Source organism: Brevundimonas sp. EU05-FHT14B07, assembly GCF_058790795.1.
Genome location: NZ_JBYTCZ010000001.1, coordinates 666,080 through 692,122 on the forward strand (window position 1 = coordinate 666,080; position 26,043 = coordinate 692,122).

Here is a 26,043-nt window from a genome sequence, read left to right on the forward strand (position 1 = left end):
TCGGCTGATGCAGGAAGCGCCGCGATGGCGCAGTCGGCATAGTGAAGACGGGGTGATTACGACTTTTCGACGGCCGCGCCAACCTTGGCGGGTTTGTCAGACACCAGACTGTCGATGATCAGCAGCACGACGCCGATGGTGATGGCGCTGTCGGCGACGTTGAACACCCAAGGAAACACGCCGGTGCCCGAGAAGTCGATGAAGTCGACCACATAGCCGAAGCGGATCCGGTCGATCACATTGCCCAGGGCGCCGCCCATGACGAACCCGATCGCGGTGATCAGCAGGCGCCGGTTCGATTGCGTCGCCCACCAGGCCAGGCCGGCCGAGACGACGATGGAGAAGATGGCCAGGCCCCAGCGCGCTTCGCCGCCGCCGAACAGGCCGAAGCTGACGCCGGTGTTCTCGACCCAGCTGAAGTTCAGGATCGGCGGGAAGACGGGGATGCGGCCGACTTCCTGCAGCGACAGGCCGCTGATGATCCAGGCCTTGGTCAGCTGATCCAGGACGATGATCAGGAGGGCGAACACATAGGCGGTGACGGCGAGGCGCGTGATCTTCATGCGGCGCGGTTAGCAGGAAGCGGCGCCGGGGCGAAGCGGAAAACGCGGGTCATATCCGCCGGCGTCAGAACAGGCTGCCCTGATCGGCGGCGGTCGGCTTCGGCTTGGCCGCCGGCCGCAGCGGGGACGGACGGGATTCGCCGCCGTCGATCGTCGCGGGCTGAACGCCGTCGCCGAACACCAGTCGGACCGATTGACCCGCCTCCAGCGCCTTGGCCGAGGTGATCCAGGCGCCGTCTGAATCTTCAACGCGGGCGAAGCCGGGCTTGGGCCGTCCGGGGTCCAGGGTCGTCAGCGCGCGAGACAGCGCCGCCAGGCGATCGGCTTCGCGCTCCAGCCGACGGGGCATGACCCCGTCCAGTCGCGCGCCGACGGCTTCAAGCCGCGCCTGACGCTGGTCCAGCCGTCGATGCAGCGGTTCGGGCGACAGCCGCCCAGAGACCTGCAACAGCCGCCGCTCGCCGCGCGCCACTCCGGCCTGAAGCGCCGCGCCCAGCCGATCGCTCGCGCCGCGCAGCCGGTCCTGACCTCGCTCGATCCGGGTGCGCAGCAGGCCCGGGCTCAGCTTGCCGCCCGTCACCGCCAGATGCCGCTCGTGCAGGGCGACATTGCGTTGCAGGCCCGATCCCAGCCGGCTCGACACATGGTCCAGCCGTTGCTGCGCCAGGGCCAGCAGATCCTCCGGCCGCGCCGGCAGGCCGCGCGCCACGGCCCGCAGGCGCGTGCGTCGATCCTCGATCAGCCGTCCGCCCGCCTGCACCATGCGCCGGTCCATGTCGGCGACGGTATAGCGCAGGTCCGCCAGCACCGGCGTCGCCATTTCGGCCGCGCCCGTCGGGGTCGGCGCCCGGCGATCCGACACGAAGTCGATCAGGGTCGTATCCGTCTCGTGCCCCACGGCCGAGATGATGGGAATGCGCGCCGCCGCCACGGTCCGCGCCAGACCTTCGTCGTTGAAGCACCACAGGTCCTCGACCGACCCGCCGCCGCGCGCGACGATCAGCAGGTCGGGGCGGGGGATCGGCCCGTCGGCGGTCATCGCATCAAAGCCGCGAATGGCGTTCGACACCTGACCGCAGGCCGATTCGCCCTGAACGACCACGGGCCAGACGATGACACGACAGGGCCAGCGTTCGGCAATCCGGTGCAGCACGTCGCGAATCACCGCGCCGGTCGGGCTGGTGATCACGCCGATGGTCGCGGGAAAGGCGGGCAGGGGCTTCTTGCGCCCCAGCTCGAACAGCCCTTCCTCACGCAAGCGGACCTTCAGCCGTTCCAACTGGGCCAGCAGGGCGCCCGCCCCGGCCGCTTCCATGCTCTCGATTACGATCTGATAGGACGACCGCGCCGGATAGGAGGTGATCTTGCCGGTGACGATGACCTCCAGCCCCGCCTCGGGCTGGACGCCGAGGCCGCGCACCGACCCCTTCCACACCACACCGTCGATGGCCGACTTGTCGTCCTTCAGTGTCAGATAGATGTGGCCCGAGGCGTGGCGATTGACCTTGGAGACCTCGCCGCGCAGCCGCACGTGGCCGAACCGGTCTTCCAGCGTGCGCTTCAGCGCGAACGACAGCTCCGAGATCGACAGGGGCGGATTGTTGTCGCGCGGGGCAGGGACCTCGGCCGGACCTTCGAATACGTAGGTGTCGTCGCTCATGGAAGCATCCTAGCCTGCGTCGATCCGCCCGGGAACGCCGCGCGCGCCCTGTCGTTCGACTTTCATGGCCGCCGACCCGCCCGGAACCGATCCTTCTGACCGCGACCCGCACGAGCGCGATCTGTCGCGCCGTGCCGGGGGCGGCGGCGCCATGAGCCCGTGGCTGATCATCGGCTGCATCATTCTGCTGGGGCTGGGCGTCTATGTCGTCTCGGCCTTGCTCTAACGCCCAAGGAGGCCGTATGAACCGCTTCGTCCCGCTCGCCGCCATTCTTTGCCTGACCGGCGGCGTCGTGGCCTGCTCGGATCGCGACGACGATGTCGTCCAGGCCCCTGCGCCGGGCGCAGCGCCCGTGGCGTTGCCGGACCAGCAGGCGGATGCCGCCGCCTCGAACGCCGCCTTGGCCTTCAACATGACCCGCGATCAGCTGGAAGACGCGGATCTGTATTCGCGCGCCAACGTCGATTTGGGCGACGTGGAAACCCTGGTGCTGGACGCCTCGGGCGCCCTGACCCATTTGGTCGTCGAACTGGAGGGACCTGGCGACATGAAGGTGTTGGTTCCGGTCGCGGACGTGTCTCCGATCGACCGCAACGGCGACCGGGATCTGGTCACCGATCTGACGCCCGGTCAGCTTCAGGCCCTGCCGGCCTGGACCTCGCCAGCGCGCTGATTGGACGCTGAATGCGGCGTTAAGTCTGACGGGCGCTTGACCGGCCGGCGCCGGCCGGTCATTGCCCGATCTCATGAACATTCTTCTCGTCGGATCGGGCGGCCGCGAACACGCCCTGGCCTGGAAGATCGCCCAGTCGCCGCTGGTCACGCGCCTGGTCGCGGCGCCCGGCAACCCTGGCATCGAGAAGTTGTGCGAGCTGCGCGCCGTCAAGGCGGACGACGCCGACGGCCTGGCCGCCCTGGCCAGAGAGATCAAGGCCGACCTGGTCGTTGTGGGGCCAGAGGTGGCGTTGGCCGCTGGTCTGGCTGATCGTCTGGCCTCAGCCGGCATCCCCTGCTTCGGGCCGACCGCCAAGGCGGCGCAGTTGGAAACCTCGAAGGCCTTTTCGAAGGGCTTCCTTGAACGGCACGAAATCCCCACCGCCGGCTACGGCGTCTATGACACGGTCAAGGACGCCAAGGCGGCGCTGGACGTGTTCCGGCCGCCCTATGTCATCAAGGCCGATGGCCTGGCCGCCGGCAAGGGCGTGGCCATCAGCCCCGACCGCCCCGACGCCGAGGCCGAAATCGAGCGCATGCTGGGCGGCCGGTTCGGCGCAGCCGGCGCCCGTGTCGTGATCGAGGAGTTCATGGACGGCGAGGAAGGCTCGCTGTTCGCCCTGTGCGACGGGAAGCAGGCCCTGCTGTTCGGCGGCGCCCAGGACCACAAGCGCGCCTTCGACGGCGACTTGGGGCCGAACACCGGCGGCATGGGCGCCTATTCGCCCGCGCCTGTCTTCACCCCCGATCTGGTCCAGCAGGCCGACGCGCTGATCGTCCAGCCGACGATCCGCAAGATGGCGGAGGAAGGCGCGCCCTATCGCGGCGTCCTCTACGCCGGTCTGATGGCGACCGAAGACGGCCCCAAGGTGGTCGAGTTCAACGCTCGCTTCGGCGACCCGGAATGCCAGGTGCTGATGATGCGGATGGCGGGTGACATCGTGCCCTATCTGCTGGGCTGCGCGCGCGGCGACGTTTCGGGCCTGGCTTCGCCCGCCTTCAAGCCGCAGACGGTGATCTGTGTGGTCATGGCCGCCAAGGGCTATCCCGACAGCCCGCTGGAAGGCTCGATCATCCGTGGCGCCGATCAGGACTTCGGCCCTCATGTCCAGGTCTTCCACGCCGGAACCAAGCGCCGCGACGACGGCTTGCTGGCCGCCTCGGGCGGGCGCGTCCTGAACGTCTGCGCCGAGGGCGACGACATCGCTCAGGCCCGCGAACGCGCCTATGCCGCCATCCGCAAGATCGACTGGCCCGGTGGCTTCAACCGCTCCGACATCGGCTGGCGCGCGCTGGACCGGGGTTGAAGCCTAAATCAGGGAGGAGGCGCTTCGTCCGCATCGCTTGCTGAACGCAATCTCTCGTGGGTGCGCTCTATTGATGCCGCGATTTCTGTCTTTCCCGCTCTACCGTTTTGGCGCGTTCTTTCGGCGTCATACAAGCCTTTTAGATAAGCCACGTCCCAATCGGTCAGGCCTTCAGCTATGTCTGGCGTGTCGAAGACATTGAGCACAGACACGTAAGGTCGCGTATTAGCGTCAGGGTCAATCTGAGCAAACGAAATCATGGCTATGTAGTCAGCCAACTGCTGACCGGAGACATTCATTGTTTGATTGACATCGACTACTACAATCGTTCGGAAAATATTGTCCACGATTTGAGACGAAATGCGCGATGCGGAAAAAACGCTGATTGTAGGGGCAAAGTCTTTCACGCTTGTACAAGAGTTGCGACACTCGCCCGGAATACGTACCGCGCGCTGCCCCGTTTCAGAGTCTACGGGCATTGCCTGTTGCCACCATCGAACAGGTTTGTCAGACGACTGAAAGGCACGAAGAGCAGCGCCGCCTCGGTCCATACCGGACCCACCCATTCGAAAAGCTCTCGAGCGCCGCTGCACAAGCTCGGTCGCCAAGGCTGACGGCTGGTCAGTGGCGATCACCAATATATTCGGTTTACATCCCGGCGCGCCAGGCGAAAGACCAATGTCTTCCGCTACTGTCGACACCCTGTCGGCGATGTATTGCGCCGTCTCTCGTTCAAGATTGGCAACGCCTACGCAGACCGCATTATCCCATCTTGCGATGCCGCGACCCGAGTTCGGAGCAGCGACTTCGCCGACGAAGTCATCGATCATCGATCTTAGGCTTCTTCCGACCACGTCGATGTCTTCCAGCCGCGTGGGCTGATCGACCGCACCCGCTGATGGCTCTTGAATGAGCATCAGAGCGGCCAAAGCGGCGACGAGAGACATCGGGGTGCTCCTGTGAGGAGCAAACCCTATGCACCTTTCACGAGGCCGTCAAACCACTTGAGCGAGCGGGCGACGTTGCAGTTTAGGCCGCCGCGAACAGCAGTCGGCCTTCGCCCATGCGCTCGCGCAAGGCCGGAAGGTCGGTGTGTGCGACCGAGAAGCAGCCGTAGCTGCGACCCAGCTTGCCTTCGCGCGCCAGGAAGTCGGGATCGGCATAGTCGGCGCCGTGGATGATGATGGCGCGCTCGCGCGCCTTGTCGTTGGTATACTCCAGCCCGTCCAGCAGCACGTTCGGCCCCTGCTGCGCGCCCCAATTGGCGCCCGCCGTCGCATAGGCGCCGATCGAGGACATGTTGGAATCCGGCGTGTTGGAAAAGCGCTGGGCATAGCCGGTGTGGCTGGGGTCCGATCCCCGACCGTGGCAGGTGCGCAGCACCTTCACTTCACCCGCGATCAGATCGACCTCATAGAGACGCTCCTCGCCCGAGAACTTCTGGAAATCGACCAGATACATCCGGTCACGCAGAGGCAGGCGGTGATGGTGGGTATCCAGCGCGGTCATGGCGCGCTCCATCAGGTCCTTGCGAACGTGACCGCGCGGATCCAGCGGCGGCGGCGTCAGGGCGGAGGTCTGGACCGTAGGCAGACCGACCTGCGGCATGGCGATCGGAGTTCCGTTCTGAGCCGTCGTCAGCGGCGCCGTAGCGCTCGCGCTGGCGCATCCCGCCAGCATGGCCGATCCACCCAGAATAAGTCCTCGTCTCGATAGCCGCATGCGACGCCCTCGTTGCGGTTGGTCTTGAGGCGTGTTTGTTTCAGTTGGTTACGGGCGAGGCAACCTGAGCCTTGTGGGGCATTTTTGCGGCCGACGCGTCGCGGGGAGAGATCGATGAAACGTTTTGGAATCGCGCTGGCGGCGCTGATGGCGTCGGCGCCAAGCGCTCACGCGCAGCAAACCCCCGTGGCCACAGGCGTTTCGACGCAACCCAACACAACGTTCGTTGAGGCCGGAAGGTTGCTTGCGGATCCGGCGAACGGCGTTGTGCAACGCGATAAAACTCTCGTGATCAGAGGGAACCAGGTCGTTGACGTGCGCGACGGCTTCGTCGGCGACGCGTCGCAAGGCAAGGTCGTGGACCTGCGCCAGGCCTTTGTCCTGCCCGGCCTGATCGACAGCCACGTCCATTTGACGAGCCAGCAAAACCCGAACGCACGCCTCGAAGAGGTGACCCTTTCGGACGCGGACCAGGCGATGGTCGGCGCCCGCTACGCGCGTCGCACACTGATGGCCGGCTTTACGACGGTGGCGGATCTGGGCGCCTCGAACCAAGCCATCTTCGCACTGCGGAACGCTGTCAGGAACGGCGACGTGCCGGGACCGCGCATCATTGCGGCGGGGTCGTCGGTGTCGATCCACGGCGGGCATGGCGACATAAACGGCTATCGCGAGGACGTCATGCACCTGCTGTCGTCCGAAAGCATCTGCTCGGGACCTGAGGACTGCATGCGGGCCGTGCGCACCCAGGTTCGCGCCGGCGCCGACATCATCAAGATCACCGCGACGGGCGGCGTGCTGTCCAATACCGCCGCCGGCCTGAACCAGCAGTTCAGCGACGACGAACTGGCCGCCATCGTCGGCAGCGCCCACCGCATGGGCCGCCAGGTGACGGCGCACGCCCACGGGGTGGACGGCATCAACGCCTTCCTGCGGGCCGGCGGCGATTCCATCGAGCACGGGACCTATCTGGACGATCAGTCGATCCGCCTGTTCAAGTCGAACGGCGCTTGGCTGATCCCGACCCTGCTGGCTGGGGATTTTGTGGCGCGCATCGCCTCGGGACCCGACAACTTCTTCACCCCCGCCCAGACGGCCAAGGCGCTGGAAGCCGGGCCCAAGATGCTGGACATGGCGCGCCGCGCGCACGAGGGCGGGGTCAAGATCGCCTTCGGCACCGACTCGGGCGTTTCGGCCCACGGCGACAACGCCCAGGAGTTCGCGCTTCTGGTCCGCGCCGGCCTGAGCTCGCTTGAGGCCATCCAGGCCGCCACCGTCGGCGCCGCCGAACACCTGCGCATCGCCAATGAGGCCGGAAAGATCGCCGTGGGCATGCCCGCCGACATCGTCGCTGTGTCGGGCGATCCGCTGACGGACGTGACCGAGCTGGAGCGGATGAAGTTCGTGATGAAGTCCGGCGTCATCTATCGCGCCGATTGAATCCTGGAGGTCAGGAAGGCGGCGAAAGCCGCCACATCCTCGAACCTGGCGACGACCGGCCAGGCCGTGACATGCGCGCGCTGGTCGGGCGTCAGCCTGACCCAGTCCTTTTCCGTGGTCACCAGCCCGGCGTCGAACACCGCCGCCCGATCCGCCAGGAACGCCATGGTCTCGGCGCTATAGGCCGCATGATCAGGGAAGGGGACGAAGTCCGCCAGGTCACAGCCCGCCGCCTTAAGCGACCGTTCGACCTTCCACGGCTTGGCGATGCCGGCGAACCCGACCTGAGGCCCCGACGGCGGCGGCCCCTCTGGCGTCAGGCGCGCGACAAAGACGGGCAGGGCGCCGAACACCGCCAGCAGTTCGGGATCGGCGTCCTCAACATCGGTCGGCAGCATGACCACCACGGCGTCGGCGCGCGCCAGCCCGGCCTTCAACGGCTCGCGCATCGGGCCTGAGGGAAAGACCGATCCGTCCCCGAACGGCCATTCGTCGCCGCGCGTCTCGCCGTCCACGACGATCAGGCTGACGGTCTTCTTCAGCGCCGAGTTCTGATGGCCGTCGTCCAGCACCAAAGCCTGCGCCCCCTCCGCGACGGCGGCCCTGGCGCCCGCCGCGCGATCGCGCGCGATCCAGACCGGCGATCCCTGCGCCAGCATCAGGGGTTCGTCCCCGACATCGTCGGCTGTATGGATTTGAGGATCGACCTGGACCGGCCCTTCCAGCCGCCCGCCATAGCCGCGCGACAGGCCTTGCGCCTCCAGCCCCGCAGCGCGCAGCAGCCGCAGGGTTTCGCGCGCGACCGGCGTCTTGCCCGATCCGCCGACCGTCAGATTGCCGACCGAGATGACGGCGCAGCCGGGGTCGACCGGGACGGCCTTGGCGATCCGACGCGCCGTCACGGCGGCCCAGATCCAGCCCAGCGGTTTCAGCGCCGTGCGCGTCATCCGCGCGTGGTTGCTGTCGCGCACATACCACCAGCGCGGCGTGTTCAGCTTCATCGCCGGCCCTGCCTCTGCGGCATCAGCGGCGACACCAGGGCCCACAGTCGCTTCAAGCCGCCTCCGGCCTCAACCGCCGCGCGACGCCCGCGCTCGCCCATGGCCTTGGCCGCGTTGAGGTCTTCCAGCAGGGGCTCGATCACGCCGGGCAGTTCGGACGGCGCCTGAACCAGGGCCAGGCCTCCCGCCTCGACCAAGGCCGCGGTCACCGGCGCCCAGTTGGATGCATCCGGCCCCGTGATCGTCGGCTTGCCCAGCCGCGCGGGCTCCAGCGGATTATGCCCGCCGACGGGCGGCAGGCCGATGGCGGGCGCGAACGAGCCGCCCATCACCACCACATCGGCGAGGCGCAGGAACAGGCCCATCTCGTTCAGGGTGTCGGCCAGATAGATGTCGGTGTCCGGCCCGATCGTCTCCCCGCGCGAGCGCATGGCGAAGGCGTATCCGTCGCGTTGCAGCGCCTGGGCGATGTGCGCCCCCCGCTCGGGATGGCGTGGCGTCAGGATCAGGCAGACACGCTCGCTCAAATGGTCCAGCGCGCGCACGATGGCGATCTCTTCGCCCTCATGGGTGCTGGCGGCGACGATCACCGGCCGGTCGCCGATGGCGGCGCTTAGACGGCTGAAGGCGGCGGGATCGTGCGGTAGGGCCTCTCCCGACAGTTTCAGGTTCACTAGCCCGTCGATCCGCGCGCCCATGCCCTCCAGCCGTTGGGCCGAAACCGCATCCTGCGGCAGGACCAGATCAAAGGCGCCGGTCAGCGCCCGCGCCGAGGCCGGAAACCGCGCCCAGCCCTCGACCGTGTTTTCAGTGATCCGCGCGCTGACCAAGGCCAGTTTCACGCCACGACGTTTCGCCTCAAGCAGCAGGTTCGGCCACAGTTCGCTTTCGACGAAGACCGCAAGGCTTGGCCGCCAATGGTCCAGGAACCGCTCGACCACGCCCGGCGCATCGACCGGCGCATATTGGTGGATCACGCCTGTCGGCAGCCGTTCGGCCAGAATATGCGCCGAGGTCACGGTGCTGGAGGTGACCAGAACGGTCAGGTGCGGTCGCGCCTTTACGAACCGCTCAACCACGGGCAGCAGCGACAGGCTCTCGCCAACACTGACGCCGTGCAGCCAGACCAGATCACCTGCGGGGCGCTGGGTGCGGGTGAAGCCCATCCGCTCGTCCACCCGCACCGGGTCTTCCTTGCCCCGCCTGGCGCGCGCATCCAGCAGGCGCGGGGCCAGCGGCTCCAGCGCGCGCGTCGCCAGCCGATAGGCGATCAGCGGCAGCGGCGTCACGGCTGCATCCTCACGGCTTCAGGCCCGTGATCGCATCGGCCCGCGCCTCGACGGCTTTCAGCCGCGCGGTCCAGTCGGCGACGACATCGGCCACGTCGGTATCGGCGGGGAAGTCGGCGCGATCCCAGACGATCGCGCCCTTGCCAAAGGGCAGCGGCAGAACGGCCCTGTCCCAGCTCTTCAGCCGGATCGCCGGATTGCAAGACATGCCGATGAACAGGGCGGGCGCCTTTGACAGTTTCGCCATCAACGGCAGGCCCTCGGCCATGACGTTCGCCGGCCCGCGCGGCCCGTCCGGGGTAATCGCCAGAGCGCCGACCTTCAGCTGTTTCAGCCCATCCCGCAGCGCCTGAGATCCGCCCTTGGCGGCTGCGGCCTTGTCCTTGTTGGCGGATGATCCGCGCACAGCGGGGAACCCCTGACGCGCCACGGCCTTTGCGATGAACTCGCCGTCTGCGGATAGCGAGATCAGGGCCTTGGCCGGTTGCGCCCGGTCCAGCGGCCAGCAAGCGGGCGCCAGGCCGATGCGCGAATGCCAGAAGACGCACAGAACGCCGCCGCCTTGGTGCCAGACCTTTTCCGCGACCGACGGGTTCTCTTGGGTCCAGCGGATGGTCTTGATGCAGAACCGCATCCACTGCGCCAGGGTCCAGGCCAGGGCGGACTGGACGACGGGATTCCGAAACGGCCTCACGCGACCGTCTCGACGCTGGGCGCGGCGCCGTCCAGCGACTGCTGGCGGGCCAGGCGCGAATAGAGGCCGCCTCTGGCGACCAGGACGTCGTGCGAGCCTTCCTCGACAACCCGGCCGGCCTCGATCACATAGATGCGATCAGCGTTTCTGACGGTGGACAGGCGGTGGGCGATCATCAGGGTGGCGCGTCCCTGCATCAGCCGCTCCAGCGCCGCCTGGACAAGGGCCTCGCTCTCGGTGTCCAGGGCGCTGGTGGCCTCATCCAGCAGCAGGATCGGCGCATCCTTGACGAAGGCGCGGGCGATGGCGATCCGCTGGCGCTGACCGCCGGACAGGCGCAGGCCGGCCTCGCCCGCGCGGGTCGCATACCCTTCAGGCAAGGCCGTGATGAAGTCGTGGGCGGCGGCGGACCGCGCGGCGTTTTCGATCTGCGCCTGCGTCGCGCCGGGCCGGCCATAGGCGATGTTGGCGGCGATGGTGTCGTCGAACAGGAAGGGCTCCTGCGTCACCAGGGCGATGTGGTCGCGCAGGTCATGGATGCGAAGCGCGCGCACGTCCGCGCCGTTGATCGTCACCGCCCCGCCGGTCACATCATAGAAGCGCGGCAGCAGGCTCAGGATCGTGCTCTTGCCGCCGCCCGACGGCCCGACCAGCGCCACCGTCTCGCCCGGCGCGACCCGCAAGGACACCCCGTCCAGCGTCGGCGCATCGGTCCCGGCATAGGCGAAGGACACCTTGTCCAGCACGACCTCGACCGGCCCGGCGGCCAGGGGCGCGGCGTCGGCCGCCTCACGGATTTCGGGCTGGATGTCCAGGGCGCCGAACAGGCGGCGCGCGGCGGTGAAGCCCTCGCTCATCACTGTGGCCAGGTTGGTCACCTGGCGCAGGGCTTGCCCTGCGGCCAGCAGCATGCCGATGAAGGCGGCGAAGCCCCCTACCGTCATGTCGCCCGATTGCGCCCGCCATCCGGCGTAGGCCATGACGGCGGCGACGACGATATAGGCGACCAGGTCGCTGGACGGACCGGCGAAGGCGCGGGCGTTGGCGCCCTTGATGACGTAGCGCTGGCGTCGGGCGACCACCTCGGCGACGCGGTCCTGTTCTGCGGCCTCGCGGTTCTCGATCTTGATCAGGCGAACCCCGTCCAGGTTCTCCATCAGGGCAGTGGACAGGTTCTCGGTCTCGGCCATGGCGCCGACCGCGGCCTTGCGCGTCTTGCGCCCGAACCGCCGCAGCACCAGCGCCACCAGCGGCACGCCCAGCAGCACGACGATCGTCAACTGCCAGTCGATGAAGCCCATGTAGATCAAGACCGCGATCAGGGTCAGCAGGTTCTGGGTGTAGTTGACCACGCCCGAGGTGAAGGCCTCGCGCACCATATTGGCGTCGAACAGCACCGAGGAGACGAAGCCGCCCGAGTGCTGGCTGCGTAAGCGCGCCAGATCGGCGCGGATCATGGCCCCGAACAGGCGAATCTGGATGTCGCCGACGATGGTGTGGCCCAGCCGGTTAACCAGAGCCGCCTGACCCAGCGCCGCCAGGGTCCGCGCAATGGCGACGGTCAGGATGGCGACCGGGATCCAGACGACGGCTTTGTCCGCCGGAAAGGTCACCAGGCCGAACAGGCTGATCGGCCTGGTCCCGCCAAGGAACAGACCGTTGACGGCCGGCTCCAGCAGCTTCAGCAGCGCCGCCGTCAGCAGACCCGTCGTCGCCGCGCACAAGACCGACAGGATCAGCGATCCCTTGTGCTTGGACAGATAGTCGCGCCAAATCCGCGCCAGCAAGGCGCGCAGCGGCATGGTTTCGGAGGCGGCGACGGTCATCGGCTCTCGGTCGTCCGAGCCGCCGTTCAAGTCAAGGCTTGTCCGGCGAAGGTTCCAGCGCACGGCCCGGCTCGTCGGCGCGGATCAGGGTTTCGCCGGGCGCTTCCTGGATCCTTACGGCGGGCGGAACCGTCGGATTGGACGCGTATCGACGCCCGTCGAACGGCACGGCGACCTCATAGCCTTCGGTGATTCCGCCGCCCGCGACATAGACGCCCAGATCCCGTCGGCCATGGGTCTGTCGCTCCAGCAGCCGGATCGGCGCGCGCGCGACGCTGATCTCGCCGACCGAGCGATATGTCGCGCCGGTGCGGTCCAGCACCAGCAGCCGACATCCGCCCGAGCCGCACCAATTGGGGCCGGTCAGATACACCAGGGTCATCGCCCCGTCCGGTGTGATCGCGGCCGTATAGCGGGTGGTGTCCAGCGCCTTCTTGGCCCGGTCGCGCAGATAGGCGATCAGGGCGGGGTCTTCGGGCGGTGGTGTTTGTGCGGCGGCCGCGCCGGCCCACAGGCTGGCGGCGAAGACAACGGTTGCGGCGAGGGTTCTCATCGGGGTGTTCTCCGGTCTCGACGAACATTCCAACGCATCAGGATCGAGATCGGATGACGCGGCGGCGTCGGATCGCTATCTGGCGGGCATGGCGCGCTTCGACCTCTCGACCGCGATGGGCCGTTTTCGGGCGCATTGGCATTATTTCTGGGCCGACCACGCGTTTCTGCGCGTGGTCTTTTCCAACGCCCACTGGCTGGGCCCGGATCTGGTGCGCACCAACCAGCCGTCGCCGCGCCAGCTGGCCTATTGGAAAAAGAAGGGCGTCAAGACGGTCATCAACCTGCGCGGTGAACGCGACGAGGGCTATTACTGGCTTGAGAAGGACGCTTGCGAGCGGCTGGGCCTGACCCTGATCGACGCGCCGCTGGACTCGCGCGATCCGCCCGAGACGGTGCGGATCCACCGCGCGCGCGAGCTGTTCAGGACGATCCAGTATCCGGTGCTGATCCACTGCAAGTCCGGCGCGGATCGGGCGGGCATGATGGCGGTCTTCTATCGCCACTTCCACCTGGGCGAGCCGATCGCGGTCGCCATGAAGCAGCTCTCCAAGAAATATCTGCATTCCCGCGAAGGGCTGACCGGCGTGCTGGACTATACGCTGGAAAAATACGTCAACGAGATCGAGCCGAAGGGCGTCAGCTTTATCGACTGGGTCGACAGCCCCGACTATGACCCCAAGGCCATCCGCGCCGAGTTCAAAGCCGGCTGGTGGGGCACGCTGCTGACCGACAAGCTGCTGCGGCGGGAGTAGGGGCTTCAGCCCCAGGGGCCGGTTTTCGGCTCGTCGCCGGCCTCGCCGTTTGCGCGGGCCTCGGCGGCCAGTTCGGCGTCGCGACGGGCCTTGCGGTCGGCCTCCCACCGTTTGAACCAGCGGGCGTAGTTGATGTGGCCGCGCAGCGAAAAGCTGAACAGCGCCAGCACGGCCAGCAGGCTGACCAGTTGGAAGATCTGTTGCGGTTCCAGGTTCATCGTCGTCCTCGCCTACAGATCGAAACGTCGGATCGAGGAGCCGGTTCGGCTCCTCGATGTCGCACTCAGTCCTCGGCTCAGGCCACGTCGCCGCGCGGATCGATCAGCTTGTGGGCGTGCAGGATGAAATAGCGCATGTGGGCGTTGTCCACGGTCGCCTGGGCGCGCGCCTTCCAGGCCTTCTTGGCTTCGTCATAGCTGCCGAAGGCGCCGACGAACTCGACCTGCGACAGGTCGCGGAAAGTCGGCTCGCCCAGGTGACGAAGCTCGCCGCCGATCACGATGTGCAGAAGTTGCGGCGAGACGGCGTTCTGATCGGTCATCGGAAATCCTGAAGGCTGGGCCAGAAGGCTTTGGGGGAGGAGGTTTGCGCGCGGCATAGGCCGAGAACGCCCTCGGATCAATGTGGGCCGGGGTTTTTCCGCCCTCGCCTCAGGTCGAAAGCGGCACGTTTTTACAGCGCCGCACGATCATCGGCTGGATGATCGGCGCCGCGCAGACCAGGCTGGCCTGACGCGGATCGGGCCGGTTGAAGGCCCACGGCCGCCCGTGGTGATCGCTGACCCTCGCGCCGGCTTCAGTCGCGATCAGCCAGCCCGCAGCGACGTCCCAATCCCATTTCGGCGTCAGGGCCAGGGCGGCGTCAAAGGCGCCGGCGGCGACCAGCGCCATCCGATAGGCCAGGGCGTTGCGTTTCTCGAACCGCATCGACGGCCAGGGTTCTTCGTCGAAATAGGGCGCTTCGATCAGTCGCGCATCGCCCAGGATCGAGGCGTCCTCCAGCGTATCGACATCCGAGGCGTGGATGGGTTTGCCGTTACGTCGCGCCCCGCCGCCGCGCGTCGCCACATAGGTCTCGTCCACCTCGGGCGCATGGATGACGGCGGCGACGACCTCGCCGTCCTCGACCACGGCGATGGGCACGCACCACCACGGCGTCCGCTTCATATAGGCGACGGTGCCGTCGATGGGATCGACCACGAAGATGCGGCGTTTCGACAGACGCTCGGCCGTGTCCGCCGTCTCTTCCGACAGCCAGCCATAGTCGGGCCGCGCCGACAGCAGCCTGTCCTTCAGCATGGCGTCGACCTTCAGGTCGCCGCTGGTGACGGGCGAACCGCCGACCTTGGCCTCGATCTTCAGCCCCGCCTCACGCTCAGCGATGGCCAGCGCCCCGGCGTCGATGGCCGCCTGGCGGATCAGGTCGAGGTCGGCGTGCAAGTCGATCATTTGCCCGCGATGGCCACCGCATCGAACATCAGGCTGGGCACGTTGAACCCGCCCCGGAACTCCAGATCCGAACCGCGCTGGATGCGTAGATAGAGGTCGGTCAGCTTTCCCGCGACTGTGACCTCGCTGACCGGATAGGCGATCACGCCGTTCTCGAACCAGAAGCCCGACACCCCGGCGGACCAGTCGCCTGTATTGCCGTTCAGCGACGGGCCGAACATCGACGTCACCAACAGGCCGGTGTCGGCATCCGCCATCAGGCCCGCCAGATCCCGCTCGCCCGGCTCCATATGCAGATTGTGGGTCGAGACGCCGGATGGCCCGGCCAAACCCCGCGATGCATGGCCGGTGGTTTCCAGGCCCAGTTGTCGGGCCGATGCGCTGTTCAGCAACCAGGTGGTCAGGACGCCGTCGTTGAACAGGGCGCGCTTCTGAACCGCCACGCCTTCGTCGTCGAACGGGGTCGATCCCATGCCGCGCGGGCGGAACGGATCGTCGATCAGGGTGACGCCCTCGGCGAACACGCGCTGACCCATGCGGTCTTTCAGAAACGAGGTGCCGCGCGCGATCGACGGGCCGGAAATGGCGCCGATGGCCGGCGACACGATCTGGCCCGCCATCCGGTTGTCGAAAATCACCGAGGCGGTGGTCGAGGCGATCTTGCGCGGCCCGACGCGGGCCACCGCGCGCTCGCCGGCGGTGCGGCCGATCAGGTCGGCGCCCGGCAGGTCGGACAAATGGCGGGTCGAACGGCTCTCGCCGCCGCGCTCCATCGCGCCATCCTTTTCGGCGATGACGCCGACGCCCAGCGAAAAGGCCGAACCCTCATAGGCGCCGTCGAACCCGTGAGAGGTCACCAGCCGCCAGCGGCTGGACGACCAGCCGGCGTGTCCGCCTTCCGACCGCGCCACGCCGGGGACCGCCAGGGCCGCCGCCTCGGCCTCGGCCGAGACCTGCTCCAGAGTTTGGGCGCTGCGTTCGCTGGGATCGAACAGGTCCAGATCGACAAACGGCCCCCGCGCCAGCCGATCTTCGGGCGCGAAACCTGCGTATGGATCTTCCGGCGCCAACCGCGCCATGGCCACGGCCCGCTCGACCAGCCGCGTCTGGGTCGCCGGCGAAAGATCCGAGGCCGAGACTGACGCCTGCCTTTGGCCCACGAACACGCGCAGGCCCAAGTCGCGCGATTCCTCGCGTTCGACGTCTTCCAGCTTGCCGTTGCGCACCCCGACCGACAGGGATCGGCGATCAGCGCTGACCGCCTCTGCGGCGTCGGCGCCGGCCTTCAGCGCGGCCTTGACGATGTCGTTGAGAAGATCGGTGGAAACGGGCGCGGCCAGGGTTTCAGTCATGCCCCGATATGGCGGACGCCCCGCTGCACCGCAACAGCGTCAGACGACGGCGAAGGCGATCAGGCCCACAGCCGCCGTCAGCAGCGCCACCCAGGTCAGCAGCATGCCGACGACGCGACCCAGCGACGGCCCGGTCTGCAGCAAAAGGCCCACGGCATGGGCGACCCGACCGACGAACAGCGTCGCGCCGACCCCATGGACCATCCAGGCCGGTGCTCCGACGGCGGCCAGCAGCAGCATCGCGATCATGCCCGGCGTCGCATATTCCACCAGATTTCCGAAGGCCCGGCTGGCGGCCATCAGATCCGCGTTTCCGCCGTCGCCGAACGACACCATGTGTTTGCGGCGCCCGCTGACCACGACGCCCGACAGCACCAGCATCATCAGGATCAGCAGGCCGCTCCACAGGGCGGCGGCCTGGACGGCGTACATCAGCGGGGTGGTCATCGATCAGTCCTCGCGCCCGACGGGATAGAGCAGATAGTGGTCGTCATAGAAGGGCGTTCGTTCGTAGAACCAGGCTAGGCGCGACTGCGGATCGGCGGCGAACATCGCATCGGCCGCCAGCCTGGCTTCGAACTCGGCCTTCAGCGCGGGGTCCGCCGCCATCATCTTGTCCGCTAGCGGCGCGATGGCGTAGGCCTCGATATATTCGACCCGGCTCATGACCTCTGGGAACATGCCCCAGGCGAAGAAGCTCTCGCTGGATTGCGGCTCCAGCAGCAGCACGACGATGTCGCCCAGCGGCTGATCGGTCGGCACCCGCACCGACCCGACGGGATACGTCCAGTCGCGCTTCTCCACCTCGACCGTCTTCACTGAGGCCTGGACGTGACCCTCGTTGGCCCGCGTCGCCAGCTTGGGTTCGACCAGGCGCAGCATCGACAGGTTGACGGTGCGCGCAGCCTCGACCGTCTCCATTTCGATCCCGTGCGTCTTCAGCCGCTCGATGATGTCGGTGCGATAGCCCGGCACCCAATAGGCGGTCTGTCGCGTCAGGGTCAGCGTCGGCTTGGAGCCATAGAAGGGCATCTGCCACAGATCGGGATCGGGCCGGCCCAGCCAGCGGATTTCCTTCCGACCCGAGGCGGGACTGTCATACGTCTCGTACAGCATGCCCTTGAAGGGCCGGGTGGACGACGGCGTCTCGTCGGCCTCGAAGTTGGCGGGGATCTGCGCCGGGCGCAGCGCCTTGTCCTGCTCGGTCGCGGCCCTCAGACCCGCGCCCTGATCGGCCAGCAGACGCATCGCCTCCTCGATGAAGACATAGGTGCCCAGCACCCGTTGTTCGTGCGGTTTCAGGCTGTGGTTTTCGATCAGGATGGTCGGCACATGGGCGGCCGAGCCCCAGCCGTTCGAGAACCGCTCGCCCAGACCGCCGTCCGACAGGCCCTTCTTCGGCTCGTCGTCGTCGATGCCGAACACCAGTTCGCCAGGGATGTGACCCTCACGCTCCAGCGCCGCATTCATCGCCGGCTTGAAGATCGAATCCAGCCAGGCCGAGCCGTTCGGCGAGCGGCTGAAGGTCCCGTCCTCGCCGTTGAAGCCGTAGGTGACATCGTACTGGTAATCCATGCCGTCGGTGACGTGGACGTCCACATACAGGTCCGGCCGGTATTTCAGGATCAGGCCCCGCACCGCGCGCATCTCGGGCTGGTCCAGCTTCAGATAGTCGCGGTTCAGGTTCTGGTTGGTCGCCGTGTTGCGCCAGCCCTGGATGCGCGGCCCCCGCTGGTTCGGCCGGGAATAGGGGCCGGAACGCTCGTGGCCGTCCACGCTCAGGATCGGGATCAGGATCAGGTTGACCCGGTCCAGCAGGGCGTCTTTCCCATAGAAGGCGATGTCGCGCAGCAGCATCATGCCCGCGTCCTTGCCGTCGATCTCGCCGGGGTGGATGCCGGCCTGGATCATCAGCACCGGCTTGGCCGGATCGAACGTCGCCTCGTCCTTGGACGCGATCATCGCATAGATGGGCCGCCCCTCGGGTGAGACGCCGAACTGTTCGATGCGGATCAGGTCGCTGGCGGCGTCCAGACGGTCGAACCAGGCGCGGGTGTCGACATAGTTCGGCGAAAAATCATGCGCCGGATCGGCCTCGAACGCCGTGACCCACGGATCGCTCGCGTCGCGCAATAGGGCCTTTGACGCCCCGTCCCATGCGGGGGCGGGCGGCAGGAAGGCCTGATCCCAAGGCGCGGTGTTGGGAAGCGTTTGGGACATGGCGGGGCTCACGCTACAGGCAAGGGCGGCGACCAGCGCCGAAACCAGAAGAGGGGACTGCATGGCCTTTCGTGAGCCGATTGCGTCGCCCTGACAAGGTTTCAACCGCCCCCGCCCAGGACGGGCGCCCAGCCGCCGGCCTTGAGCAACAGCGTCGCCGCGTTGCCCATCTGCCAGAGACTGTACAGCAGCACGACGACCAGGGCGCCGACCGCAACCCGGCGCGATGGCGCAAACGCCGCCGTCGCCGTGCCAATCACGAAGATGGCGACTCCGACCCATAAACGCACCGAGCCGGCGATCTTGGCGAAGCCGGGATTGAGCTGTGCCAGGATGATCACGATCACCGCCACGATCAGATTGGCCGCCAGGATGCAGCCGAACACCAGTCGCCGATGCGACCAGAAATGCGCGTCCAGATCGATCTTTTGATCGCCGCCCTCGGCCGAAACGCGGGGGAAGGTCACGCTGGCGGCGACGTAGAAGGTCGCGGCGATGGCCAGCGAAACCAGCAGCACGAAGGTGTTGAACGGCGCGCCGCGGAAGATGACCCAGGCCTGGTTCCAGAAGGTGGCGATGTCGATCGCCACGAACAGGGCCAGCATCGGCGTCAGCCAGCCGAACCGGATCCGCTGCTTCTCATGCAGCACCCGCGCGAACCCGCCGACCAGCTCGGCCACCGACAGGCCCAGCAGCAGGCCGTAAAAGCTGAAGAAGAACTCGAATGCGCTCACATCGCCCCCCGGCGTGACCAAAAGCCAAGCTTATTTCCAGATCGGCGTTCCGTCACCCGGCAGGCCGAGACGATCCCACAGGTCGTTGACCCGTTCGACGACCGCCTCGTCCATGCGAATTTCCTCGCCCCATTCGCGCTTGGTCTCGGGCGGCCATTTGTCGGTGGCGTCCAGGCCGATCTTGGAGCCCAGGCCGCTCTCGGGGCTGGCGAAGTCCAGATAGTCGATGGGCGTCGACTCGATCACGGTGATGTCGCGCGCCGGGTCCATCTTGGTCGAGATGGCCCACATGACGTCCTTCCAGTCGCGGGCGTCGATGTCGTCGTCCACGACGATGACCCATTTGGTGTACATGAACTGGCGCAGATAGCTCCAGACCCCCAGCATCACGCGCTTGGCGTGGCCCGGATAGGCCTTCTTCATCGACACCACCGCGATCCGGTAGCTGCAGCCCTCGGGCGGCAGCCAGAAGTCCGTGATCTCGGGAAACTGCTGGCGCAGCAGGGGAATGAACACCTCGTTCAGCGCCTCGCCCAGCACGCTCGGCTCGTCCGGCGGCCGGCCGGTGAAGGTGGTCAGATAGATGGGGTCGCGGCGCATGGTGATGGCGCTGACCTTGAAGACCGGGAACTTCTCGACCGAGTTGTAATAGCCGGTGTGGTCGCCGTACGGGCCCTCGTCCTCGAACTCGTCCAGCAGGACATGGCCCTCCAGCACGATCTCGGCCTGGGCCGGCACCATCAGCGGCACGGTCTTGCATGGGACCAGCTCGGCCTTGGCGCCCCGCATCAGGCCCGCGAACTGATATTCCGACAGGGTGTCCGGCACCGGCGTCACCGCCGCCAGGATCGTGCCGGGATCGGCGCCCAACACGACGGCGCAGGGCAGCGGCTCCTTGGGCCGCGCCTTCTTGTGCCGGGCATAGTGTTGCGCCCCGCCGCGGTGGGCGAGCCAACGCATGATGGCCTTGTCCTTGCCCAACACCTGCATCCGGTAGATGCCCAGGTTGAAGTCGTCCTCGCGGTCGTCCGACGGCCCCTTGGTCACGACCAGGCCCCAGGTGATCAGGGGCGCCGGTTCGCCGGGCCAGCACGACTGGACGGGCAGGGCGGTCAGGTCGATCTGATCGCCTTTCAGCACCACCTCCTGCACCGGCGCCTTCTTCACCGTCTTGGGCCGCATCGACAGGACGGTCTGCATCAGCGGCAGCATCTCCATCGCGTCGCCCAGACCGCGCGGCGGCGTCGGATTGCGCAGGAAGGCCAGCAGTTCGCCGACCTCGCGCAGTTCGCCCGCCGTGGTTCGGTCCTTGCCCTCCAGCGTCACCCCCATGGCGACCCGTTTCACCGTGCCGAACAGATTGGCCAGGCAGGGGATGGGACTGATCGTGCCGTCCGGCATCACCGGTTTTTCGAACAGCACCGCCGGTCCGCCGTTCCTCAGCAGCCGGGTCTGAATCTCGGTCATCTCCAGCACGGTGGAGACGGGTTCGGACACCCGCACCAGCTCGCCCTGAGCTTCCAGCTGGTCGATGAAGTCACGCAGGGATTTGTAGGCCATGCCGCGACGCTTAGGCGGGAGTGGCCCCTCTGTCACGCGTCGCGCGACCGAACAGCCGATCCAGCCCGACGAGGCCGAGCCCGACGATCAGGAAAAACACCAGCAGCACGCCGAAGATCACCACGACCCGGACCAGTCCCAGCTGATCCACATTGACGAACCCATAGGGCCACCAGCGCGTCGCCAGGCCGTGGATCAGCGTCCACCCGCCATAGATCAAGGGAAAGGCCAGCCATTTCGCCGGGTCGATCCAGCGCAAACGGCCCTTTGGCGTGAACCACACCCAGTCCAGCACGAAGGCGGCGGGCATGACGTAGTGCAGCACCAGATTGACCACCAATGACCAGCCTGTCGGGTTCCAGTAGGGATGCAGCAGGAAGTGGTACACCACCCCGACCACCACGATGTACATGGCGACGGCCGCCCTGACGCCTTCGCTGGCGGACCAGCGGGCCAGCCGGGATCCTTCACCCAGCAGCGGCCCGGTAAAGGCCAGGGCGACCAGGATGTTGCTCAGGATGGTGAAGAAGCTGAAGTAGTTGATCGTCCGTTCCAGCACGGTCCAGCCCTGGGCCGGCGCGATCATCAGCAGATACTGAAGCGCCAGCGCGGTCCAGCCCACGACGGCGAACGTCGCACGCCACAGCCTGGGCTGGTCCCGCTTGCGAAACACCGGCGCCTCCCTTGTCGGTCAGGCGGCAGTCTTGTCCCATTCGAACGCCGGGTCCAGCCAGTCGCCCAATCGCTCGCCGCGATCCAGGGCGTCCATCCGCTGCATCTCCTCGTCCGTCAGGGCGAAGTCGAAGATGTCGAAGTTCTCGCGCGCGCGGCTCTCCTTGGTCGTGCGCGGGATGGCGATGATCCCGTGCTGGATCAGCCAGCGCAGGGTGATCTGGCCGTTGGTCTTGCCATGCGCCTTGGCCAGTTCGCTGATCGTGGCGTCGTCAGCGATCTTGCCCTGCGCCAGCGGCGACCAGGCGGTGATCGACGACCCCAGCTCGGCCGCCGTCGCCACCAGCTGATCGACGCCCAGATAGGGGTGATGTTCGACCTGATCGGTCAGCAGCCGCGCCTTGGATAGGCCCTGCGCCTGGCGGAATTCCTTGGAGGGGAAGTTGGACAGGCCGATCGACTTGGTCAGGCCCTGCTCCTTGGCCACGTTCAGGGCGCCCAGCGTTTCTTCGAACGTCGGCGTCGTCTTGGGCCAGTGCAGCAGCAGCAGGTCGGGCGTCGTGCCCAGGCTGTCGGCCGATTCCCTGGCCTGTTTCAGCAGGGCGTCGTGGGTGAAATGTTCGACCCAGATCTTGGTGGTCAGGAAGATGTCCTCGCGCGCCACGCCGGAGTCCCGGATGCCTTCCCCGACAGCCTTCTCGTTCTTGTAGATCCAGGCCGTATCGATGTGGCGGTATCCGATCCGCAGGGCCTCGGCGACCATGCGCCGCGCATCGTCCGGCTCCAGCTGCCAGGTGCCGAAACCGAGCAGGGGGATTTCGATACCGTCGACGGTGATCGTGGGTTGGTCGCCATAGGCCATGGGGCGCTCCTTGGGCTGGGTCCGCTTGAGGGGCGTAGTTAGGCGCCCGACCCCGCTCCGATAAGGTCTGGATGCGCCTTGGACAGCTTTTTCGGCGCGATCCGACGCCATCGTTTCTCAAGCGCCGCCCTAAGCCAGACGGGATCGACGCTGGCGATGCGCGCCAGGACGATGGGATGGTCGCGATAGTGGTCGGTGAAATGAAAGGTCGCCGGGTCCATTTCGATCAGCAGTTCGCGCTCATCCCGATTGTCCAGATGCACCACGATGCTGTCGTCCAGCGCCGGGCGCATCCAGGTGAAGAACTTGCCCGCCACCTTGAACGACGGCTCGCCATAGGACACGCCGTCCTCCACGCCGGGAAACGAGAGCAGAAGGGCGCGGAGGTCGTCGTGGGTCATCGCTCGGTCAACCTCAGGCCACTTCAATAAGCCAGCGCGATCCCGTCCTTGCGCATCTCGGTCGCCGCGCCATAGGTCCAGCGTCCGCTGGGGTTCATCTGTTTCATGACGTTCTGATAGCCGCCGAAGCCGCCGTCGGGTTCGCCCAGCGTCCATCCCATCGCGCGCAGCTGGGCCTTGGTCGTCTCGGGCACGCCGCTTTCCAGATGCAGCACGCCGGTTCCTTCCTGCGGCTGGCCGGTCGGTTCGGACGAGCCATAGTGTTGCCAGCGCGGCGCGTCGCCCGCCGCCTGGGGCTCCAGCCCGTAATCGACCATGTTGATGATGATCTGGGCCTGGCCCTGGGGCTGCATGGCGCCGCCCATGACGCCGAACGCCATCCACGGCTCGCCGTCCTTGACCGCAAAGCCGGGAATGATCGTCTGGAACGGACGCTTGCCGGGCGCATAGATGTTGGGGTGGCCGTCGGTCAGGGCAAACAGCTCGCCCCGATCCTGAAACATGAAGCCCAGCGGTTCGGAGCCGTTATCGGGCGCCAGGCCCGAACCCATGCCGCGATAGTTGGATTGGATCCAGCTGACCATCATCCCGTCGGCATCGGCGACGCTGAAATAGGTGGTGTCGCCGTGGTGCGGCGCATCGCCCGGCATGACGCGATCCATGACCCGATCGGGCCGGATCAGCTTGGCCCGCTCTGCCGCATAGGCCTTGGAGTTCAGCCATTCGACCGGCGTCTTGGAGAAACGGTCGTCGGCGAACCAGCGCGCCCGGTCCTCGAACGCCAGCCGCTTGGCCTCGGCCTGGACGTGCAGCGAGGCGGCGGACTGGAAGCCCATGGCTTTCAGGTCAAACTGTTCGCAGATGTTCAGGATCTGGTTGGTGCTCAGCCCCTGGGTGTTCGGCCCCAGGCCGAAAACATCGACCCCACGATAGTTGGTCCGGATCGGCTCGACCCATTCGGTGTGATGGGCGGCCAGATCGGCGCGGGTCATCCAGCCGCCGATCCGCTTGAAATAGGCCTCGATCTGATCGGCGATGGGACCGTTGTAGAAGGCGTCGCGGCCGCCCTCTGCGATCATCCGCAGGGTCTTGCCCAGATAGGGATTGGCGAAAATCTCGCCCACCTTCGGCGTCGCTCCGCTGGCGGCCCAGATGCGCTTTCGGTTCTCGTTTTCCTCGATCGGGATCTGGCCCCGATCAAACGCAGCCATGTTGCGTTCCAGATAGTAGGCGATGACCTGGGGCACGGGCACGCCCTGTTCGCACAGTTCGGCGACGGGCAGCAGCACCTCTTTCCACGGCAGTTTCCCATAGCGGTGATGCGCGCTCCACCAGGCGTCCACCGTGCCCGGCACATTGACCGTCACCGCGCCATAGCGGGGAAGATAGCCGTCGATGGCCTTGGATCGCGCGATCTCCAGGCTGAGGCCCCGCGGACTGGCGCCCGATCCATTCAGCCCGACGACCTTCTTCTGTTTCGGGTCCCAGAGCATGCAATAGGCGTCGCCGCCGATGCCGTTGGCCACCGGTTCAAGAAAGCCCAGGGCCGCATTGATGGCGATGGCCGCATCGATGGCCGATCCGCCGCGCCGCAAGGTGTCGATGCCGATCAGACTGGCCGCCGGGTGCGCCGTGGCCGCCGCTCCGTTCGCGCCCCAAACGGTCGAGCGCCCCATGAACTTCGGTCCCGAGATCCGGTCGCCTATGCCGACGCCGGCATAGGGGTCGGCCGGGCGAGCCGGCGCTGGGGCCGCCTCGGTCGGCTTGGCAGCGGGAGAAGCCTGCCGGGCCTGGGCTGCGGTCGCCGCCAGCGCGCCGGCGGGCAGGGCGGACAGGAAAGTGCGACGACGCATGGGCGGACTCCTCGAATAACCGATGCGGCATCAAGGGTGCAGTCGATCGATCCGGCAAGCCTTGCGGCAAAGAAAAAGGCCGCGTCCCTTTCGGAACGCGGCCCAAATCCTGGAAGGACGAAGGTCCTATTCGATGTCTTCGTTCAGCAGGCCGACCTTGAAGAAGCCGTTCTCTTGCATCTTGTTCATGACTTCCATGAACTGCGAATATTTCACTTCGGGCTGGGCGCGGACGAAGACGCGCTCTTCCTGGCAGGCGCCGCCGCCCAGGGCGGTGCAGACGTCGGTAGCCAGGTTGTCGATCGAGGTTTGCTTATCCGACAGGAACAGCTGACCGTTTTCCTGGATGGTGATGTACACCGGCTCCTTCTCTTCGGTCGGATTGGTGGGCGGCTGTGCGGGCGGCAGGTCCAGACGGATCGACACGGTCGCCATCGGCGCGGCGACCATGAAGATGATCATGAGCACCAGCAGAATGTCGATGAACGGCGTGATGTTGATATCCGCCGTCTGTTCGATCGTGTGCTTGTCCCCACCGGAACCGCCGATCTTCGCAGCCATGCTCGTCTCCGTTACTCGCCGGCTGCGTTCCGCGCCGACATTTCCCTATGGATCGCCCGAAGGCTTGATCGGTTCTTGGCGTCCCGATGCGGGCTTGTAAAGCGGTTCTAAACGATCTGCCGTTCCCGAACGTCAATTATACACGACAGAGGGACGACGGTTCGGCCTTCAGGCCTTGGCCAGCTTCAAAAAACGGTCCGCCAGGGCAGGATCGTCCTTGAAGGCGCCGGTGAAGCGGGTCGTGATGGTCGAAACGTGCCGATGATGCACGCCGCGCGTGGTCATGCACTGATGCTCTGCGTCCACCAGCACCGCCACGCCGCGCGGCTGCAGGTGCGATTCGATGGCCTCGATGATGTCGTTGGTCAGGGTTTCCTGGTTCTGCAGGCGCCGCGCATAAATCTCGACGACCCGCGCCAGCTTGGAGATGCCGACCACCTTCTCGCCGGGCAGATAGGCGACGTAGGCCTTGCCCAGGAACGGGGCCAGGTGGTGCTCGCAGTGGCTCTCGACCTCGATGTCGCGCAGGATGACCATGTCGTCATAGCCGGTCACGTCCTCGAAGGTGCGGCTCAGCTCCTTGCCCGCATCGGCGTCATAGCCGTCGAACCATTCGCCATAGGCGTCGACCACCCGCTTGGGCGTGTCGATCAGGCCCGGACGATTGGGATTGTCGCCAGCCCAGGCTATCAGGGTGCGCACGGCCTCCAGCGCCTGTTCGCGCGACGGGCGTTGCACGGTTTCGTCGCTGACGAGGACGGGCTTGGCGGGGGTGACGCTCATGAACTCGATTTCCGGCCGGGGCGGGCGGGTCGCCCGGTTTACCTTCTACAATCCGTCGGGACTGTATATCAGG

The 26,043-nt window shown here is 66.7% G+C and carries 28 protein-coding genes; 5 read left to right on the top strand and 23 right to left on the bottom strand.

Annotated elements, in window-relative coordinates; translation table 11 throughout:
* Window positions 1-56 precede the first annotated feature (56 nt).
* Entirely contained in the window at window positions 57-563 is a 507-nt protein-coding gene (gene lspA, locus AC3WRC_RS03285) for a signal peptidase II (protein ID WP_055804071.1), read from the bottom strand.
* A 64-nt stretch (window positions 564-627) separates the two neighbouring features.
* Entirely contained in the window at window positions 628-2,223 is a 1,596-nt protein-coding gene (gene xseA / locus AC3WRC_RS03290; RefSeq protein ID WP_492302892.1) for an exodeoxyribonuclease VII large subunit, read from the bottom strand.
* Window positions 2,224-2,287: 64 nt separating this feature from the next.
* Between xseA and AC3WRC_RS03295 the strand changes: the two genes are divergently transcribed.
* The 3 genes from AC3WRC_RS03295 (at window position 2,288) to purD (ending at window position 4,245) form a co-directional block, all read left to right on the top strand.
* A complete protein-coding gene (locus AC3WRC_RS03295) occupies window positions 2,288-2,449 on the top strand; it encodes a hypothetical protein (protein WP_165115848.1) in 162 nt (53 codons plus the stop codon).
* A 16-nt stretch (window positions 2,450-2,465) separates the two neighbouring features.
* On the top strand, window positions 2,466-2,897 hold the full coding sequence (locus tag AC3WRC_RS03300) for a hypothetical protein (RefSeq protein WP_492302893.1): 432 nt from the start codon (window positions 2,466-2,468) through the stop codon (window positions 2,895-2,897).
* Window positions 2,898-2,970: 73 nt separating this feature from the next.
* Window positions 2,971-4,245, top strand: a complete 1,275-nt coding sequence (gene purD / locus AC3WRC_RS03305; protein ID WP_492302894.1) for a phosphoribosylamine--glycine ligase — start codon at window positions 2,971-2,973, stop codon at window positions 4,243-4,245.
* An 8-nt stretch (window positions 4,246-4,253) separates the two neighbouring features.
* On the opposite strand, the gene AC3WRC_RS03310 is transcribed toward purD, so the two are convergent.
* Both AC3WRC_RS03310 and AC3WRC_RS03315 read right to left on the bottom strand, forming a co-directional pair.
* A complete protein-coding gene (locus AC3WRC_RS03310) occupies window positions 4,254-5,192 on the bottom strand; it encodes a hypothetical protein (protein WP_492302895.1) in 939 nt (312 codons plus the stop codon).
* Between the two features lie 82 nt (window positions 5,193-5,274).
* Window positions 5,275-5,925, bottom strand: coding sequence for a murein L,D-transpeptidase catalytic domain family protein (locus tag AC3WRC_RS03315; protein ID WP_235559190.1), 651 nt, complete (start codon window positions 5,923-5,925; stop codon window positions 5,275-5,277).
* A 156-nt stretch (window positions 5,926-6,081) separates the two neighbouring features.
* Here AC3WRC_RS03315 and AC3WRC_RS03320 point away from each other — a divergent pair, with 156 nt between their 5' ends.
* Complete coding sequence (locus tag AC3WRC_RS03320) at window positions 6,082-7,407, top strand: metal-dependent hydrolase family protein (protein WP_492302896.1); 1,326 nt, start codon at window positions 6,082-6,084, stop codon at window positions 7,405-7,407.
* On the opposite strand, the gene lpxK is transcribed toward AC3WRC_RS03320, so the two are convergent.
* The 5 genes from lpxK to AC3WRC_RS03345 are packed head-to-tail and all read right to left on the bottom strand — an operon-like array spanning window position 7,392 to window position 12,770.
* On the bottom strand, window positions 7,392-8,408 hold the full coding sequence (gene lpxK / locus AC3WRC_RS03325) for a tetraacyldisaccharide 4'-kinase (RefSeq protein WP_492302897.1): 1,017 nt from the start codon (window positions 8,406-8,408) through the stop codon (window positions 7,392-7,394). The genes AC3WRC_RS03320 and lpxK overlap by 16 nt on opposite strands.
* Window positions 8,405-9,697 (bottom strand): 3-deoxy-D-manno-octulosonic acid transferase, encoded by a 1,293-nt coding sequence (locus tag AC3WRC_RS03330; protein WP_492302898.1) that lies wholly within the window; start codon window positions 9,695-9,697, stop codon window positions 8,405-8,407. Before AC3WRC_RS03330 ends, lpxK begins: the two co-directional genes overlap by 4 nt.
* Window positions 9,698-9,707: 10 nt before the next feature.
* A complete protein-coding gene (locus tag AC3WRC_RS03335; RefSeq protein ID WP_165115858.1) occupies window positions 9,708-10,391 on the bottom strand; it encodes a lysophospholipid acyltransferase family protein in 684 nt (227 codons plus the stop codon).
* A complete protein-coding gene (locus AC3WRC_RS03340) occupies window positions 10,388-12,217 on the bottom strand; it encodes an ABC transporter ATP-binding protein (RefSeq protein ID WP_492302899.1) in 1,830 nt (609 codons plus the stop codon). Before AC3WRC_RS03340 ends, AC3WRC_RS03335 begins: the two co-directional genes overlap by 4 nt.
* Before the next feature lie 31 nt (window positions 12,218-12,248).
* A complete protein-coding gene (locus AC3WRC_RS03345; protein ID WP_284877912.1) occupies window positions 12,249-12,770 on the bottom strand; it encodes a COG3650 family protein in 522 nt (173 codons plus the stop codon).
* A gap of 88 nt (window positions 12,771-12,858) precedes the next feature.
* Between AC3WRC_RS03345 and AC3WRC_RS03350 the strand changes: the two genes are divergently transcribed.
* A complete protein-coding gene (locus tag AC3WRC_RS03350; RefSeq protein WP_284878072.1) occupies window positions 12,859-13,524 on the top strand; it encodes a fused DSP-PTPase phosphatase/NAD kinase-like protein in 666 nt (221 codons plus the stop codon).
* 5 nt (window positions 13,525-13,529) lie between these two features.
* Here the strand turns inward: AC3WRC_RS03350 and AC3WRC_RS03355 are convergent, their stop codons facing one another.
* The 14 genes from AC3WRC_RS03355 to folE form a co-directional block, all read right to left on the bottom strand.
* Entirely contained in the window at window positions 13,530-13,742 is a 213-nt protein-coding gene (locus tag AC3WRC_RS03355) for a hypothetical protein (RefSeq protein WP_112861567.1), read from the bottom strand.
* A gap of 77 nt (window positions 13,743-13,819) precedes the next feature.
* Window positions 13,820-14,065 (bottom strand): DUF4170 domain-containing protein, encoded by a 246-nt coding sequence (locus AC3WRC_RS03360; protein ID WP_284877913.1) that lies wholly within the window; start codon window positions 14,063-14,065, stop codon window positions 13,820-13,822.
* A gap of 109 nt (window positions 14,066-14,174) precedes the next feature.
* Window positions 14,175-14,972, bottom strand: a complete 798-nt coding sequence (locus tag AC3WRC_RS03365) for a 3'(2'),5'-bisphosphate nucleotidase CysQ (RefSeq protein WP_284877915.1) — start codon at window positions 14,970-14,972, stop codon at window positions 14,175-14,177.
* The gene (locus AC3WRC_RS03370; protein WP_492302900.1) at window positions 14,969-16,324 is read right to left on the bottom strand and encodes a TldD/PmbA family protein; all 1,356 of its coding nucleotides are present in this window, start codon (window positions 16,322-16,324) and stop codon (window positions 14,969-14,971) included. The genes AC3WRC_RS03365 and AC3WRC_RS03370 overlap by 4 nt, the downstream gene beginning before the upstream one ends.
* A gap of 39 nt (window positions 16,325-16,363) precedes the next feature.
* Window positions 16,364-16,771 carry an MAPEG family protein gene (locus AC3WRC_RS03375; RefSeq protein ID WP_284877917.1) on the bottom strand — a complete coding sequence of 136 codons (408 nt, stop codon included), beginning with the start codon at window positions 16,769-16,771 and terminating at the stop codon, window positions 16,364-16,366.
* 3 nt (window positions 16,772-16,774) lie between these two features.
* Window positions 16,775-18,544: a M14 family metallopeptidase gene (locus tag AC3WRC_RS03380; protein ID WP_492302901.1), complete on the bottom strand. Its 1,770-nt coding sequence runs from the start codon at window positions 18,542-18,544 to the stop codon at window positions 16,775-16,777.
* A gap of 101 nt (window positions 18,545-18,645) precedes the next feature.
* Complete coding sequence (locus tag AC3WRC_RS03385) at window positions 18,646-19,278, bottom strand: hypothetical protein (RefSeq protein ID WP_055753382.1); 633 nt, start codon at window positions 19,276-19,278, stop codon at window positions 18,646-18,648.
* A 30-nt stretch (window positions 19,279-19,308) separates the two neighbouring features.
* Window positions 19,309-20,838, bottom strand: coding sequence for a UbiD family decarboxylase (locus AC3WRC_RS03390; protein WP_492302902.1), 1,530 nt, complete (start codon window positions 20,836-20,838; stop codon window positions 19,309-19,311).
* Between the two features lie 10 nt (window positions 20,839-20,848).
* On the bottom strand, window positions 20,849-21,511 hold the full coding sequence (locus tag AC3WRC_RS03395) for a Pr6Pr family membrane protein (protein WP_492302903.1): 663 nt from the start codon (window positions 21,509-21,511) through the stop codon (window positions 20,849-20,851).
* 18 nt (window positions 21,512-21,529) lie between these two features.
* The gene (locus AC3WRC_RS03400) at window positions 21,530-22,372 is read right to left on the bottom strand and encodes an aldo/keto reductase (RefSeq protein WP_492302904.1); all 843 of its coding nucleotides are present in this window, start codon (window positions 22,370-22,372) and stop codon (window positions 21,530-21,532) included.
* Window positions 22,373-22,410: 38 nt separating this feature from the next.
* Window positions 22,411-22,773: an MmcQ/YjbR family DNA-binding protein gene (locus AC3WRC_RS03405; protein WP_284877923.1), complete on the bottom strand. Its 363-nt coding sequence runs from the start codon at window positions 22,771-22,773 to the stop codon at window positions 22,411-22,413.
* A gap of 23 nt (window positions 22,774-22,796) precedes the next feature.
* Window positions 22,797-24,626, bottom strand: a complete 1,830-nt coding sequence (locus AC3WRC_RS03410) for a gamma-glutamyltransferase family protein (RefSeq protein ID WP_492302905.1) — start codon at window positions 24,624-24,626, stop codon at window positions 22,797-22,799.
* Window positions 24,627-24,752: 126 nt separating this feature from the next.
* Window positions 24,753-25,187, bottom strand: coding sequence for a biopolymer transporter ExbD (locus AC3WRC_RS03415; RefSeq protein ID WP_055753310.1), 435 nt, complete (start codon window positions 25,185-25,187; stop codon window positions 24,753-24,755).
* A 168-nt stretch (window positions 25,188-25,355) separates the two neighbouring features.
* Window positions 25,356-25,970 carry a GTP cyclohydrolase I FolE gene (gene folE, locus AC3WRC_RS03420; RefSeq protein WP_066552114.1) on the bottom strand — a complete coding sequence of 205 codons (615 nt, stop codon included), beginning with the start codon at window positions 25,968-25,970 and terminating at the stop codon, window positions 25,356-25,358.
* Between the last annotated feature and the right edge of the window lie 73 nt (window positions 25,971-26,043).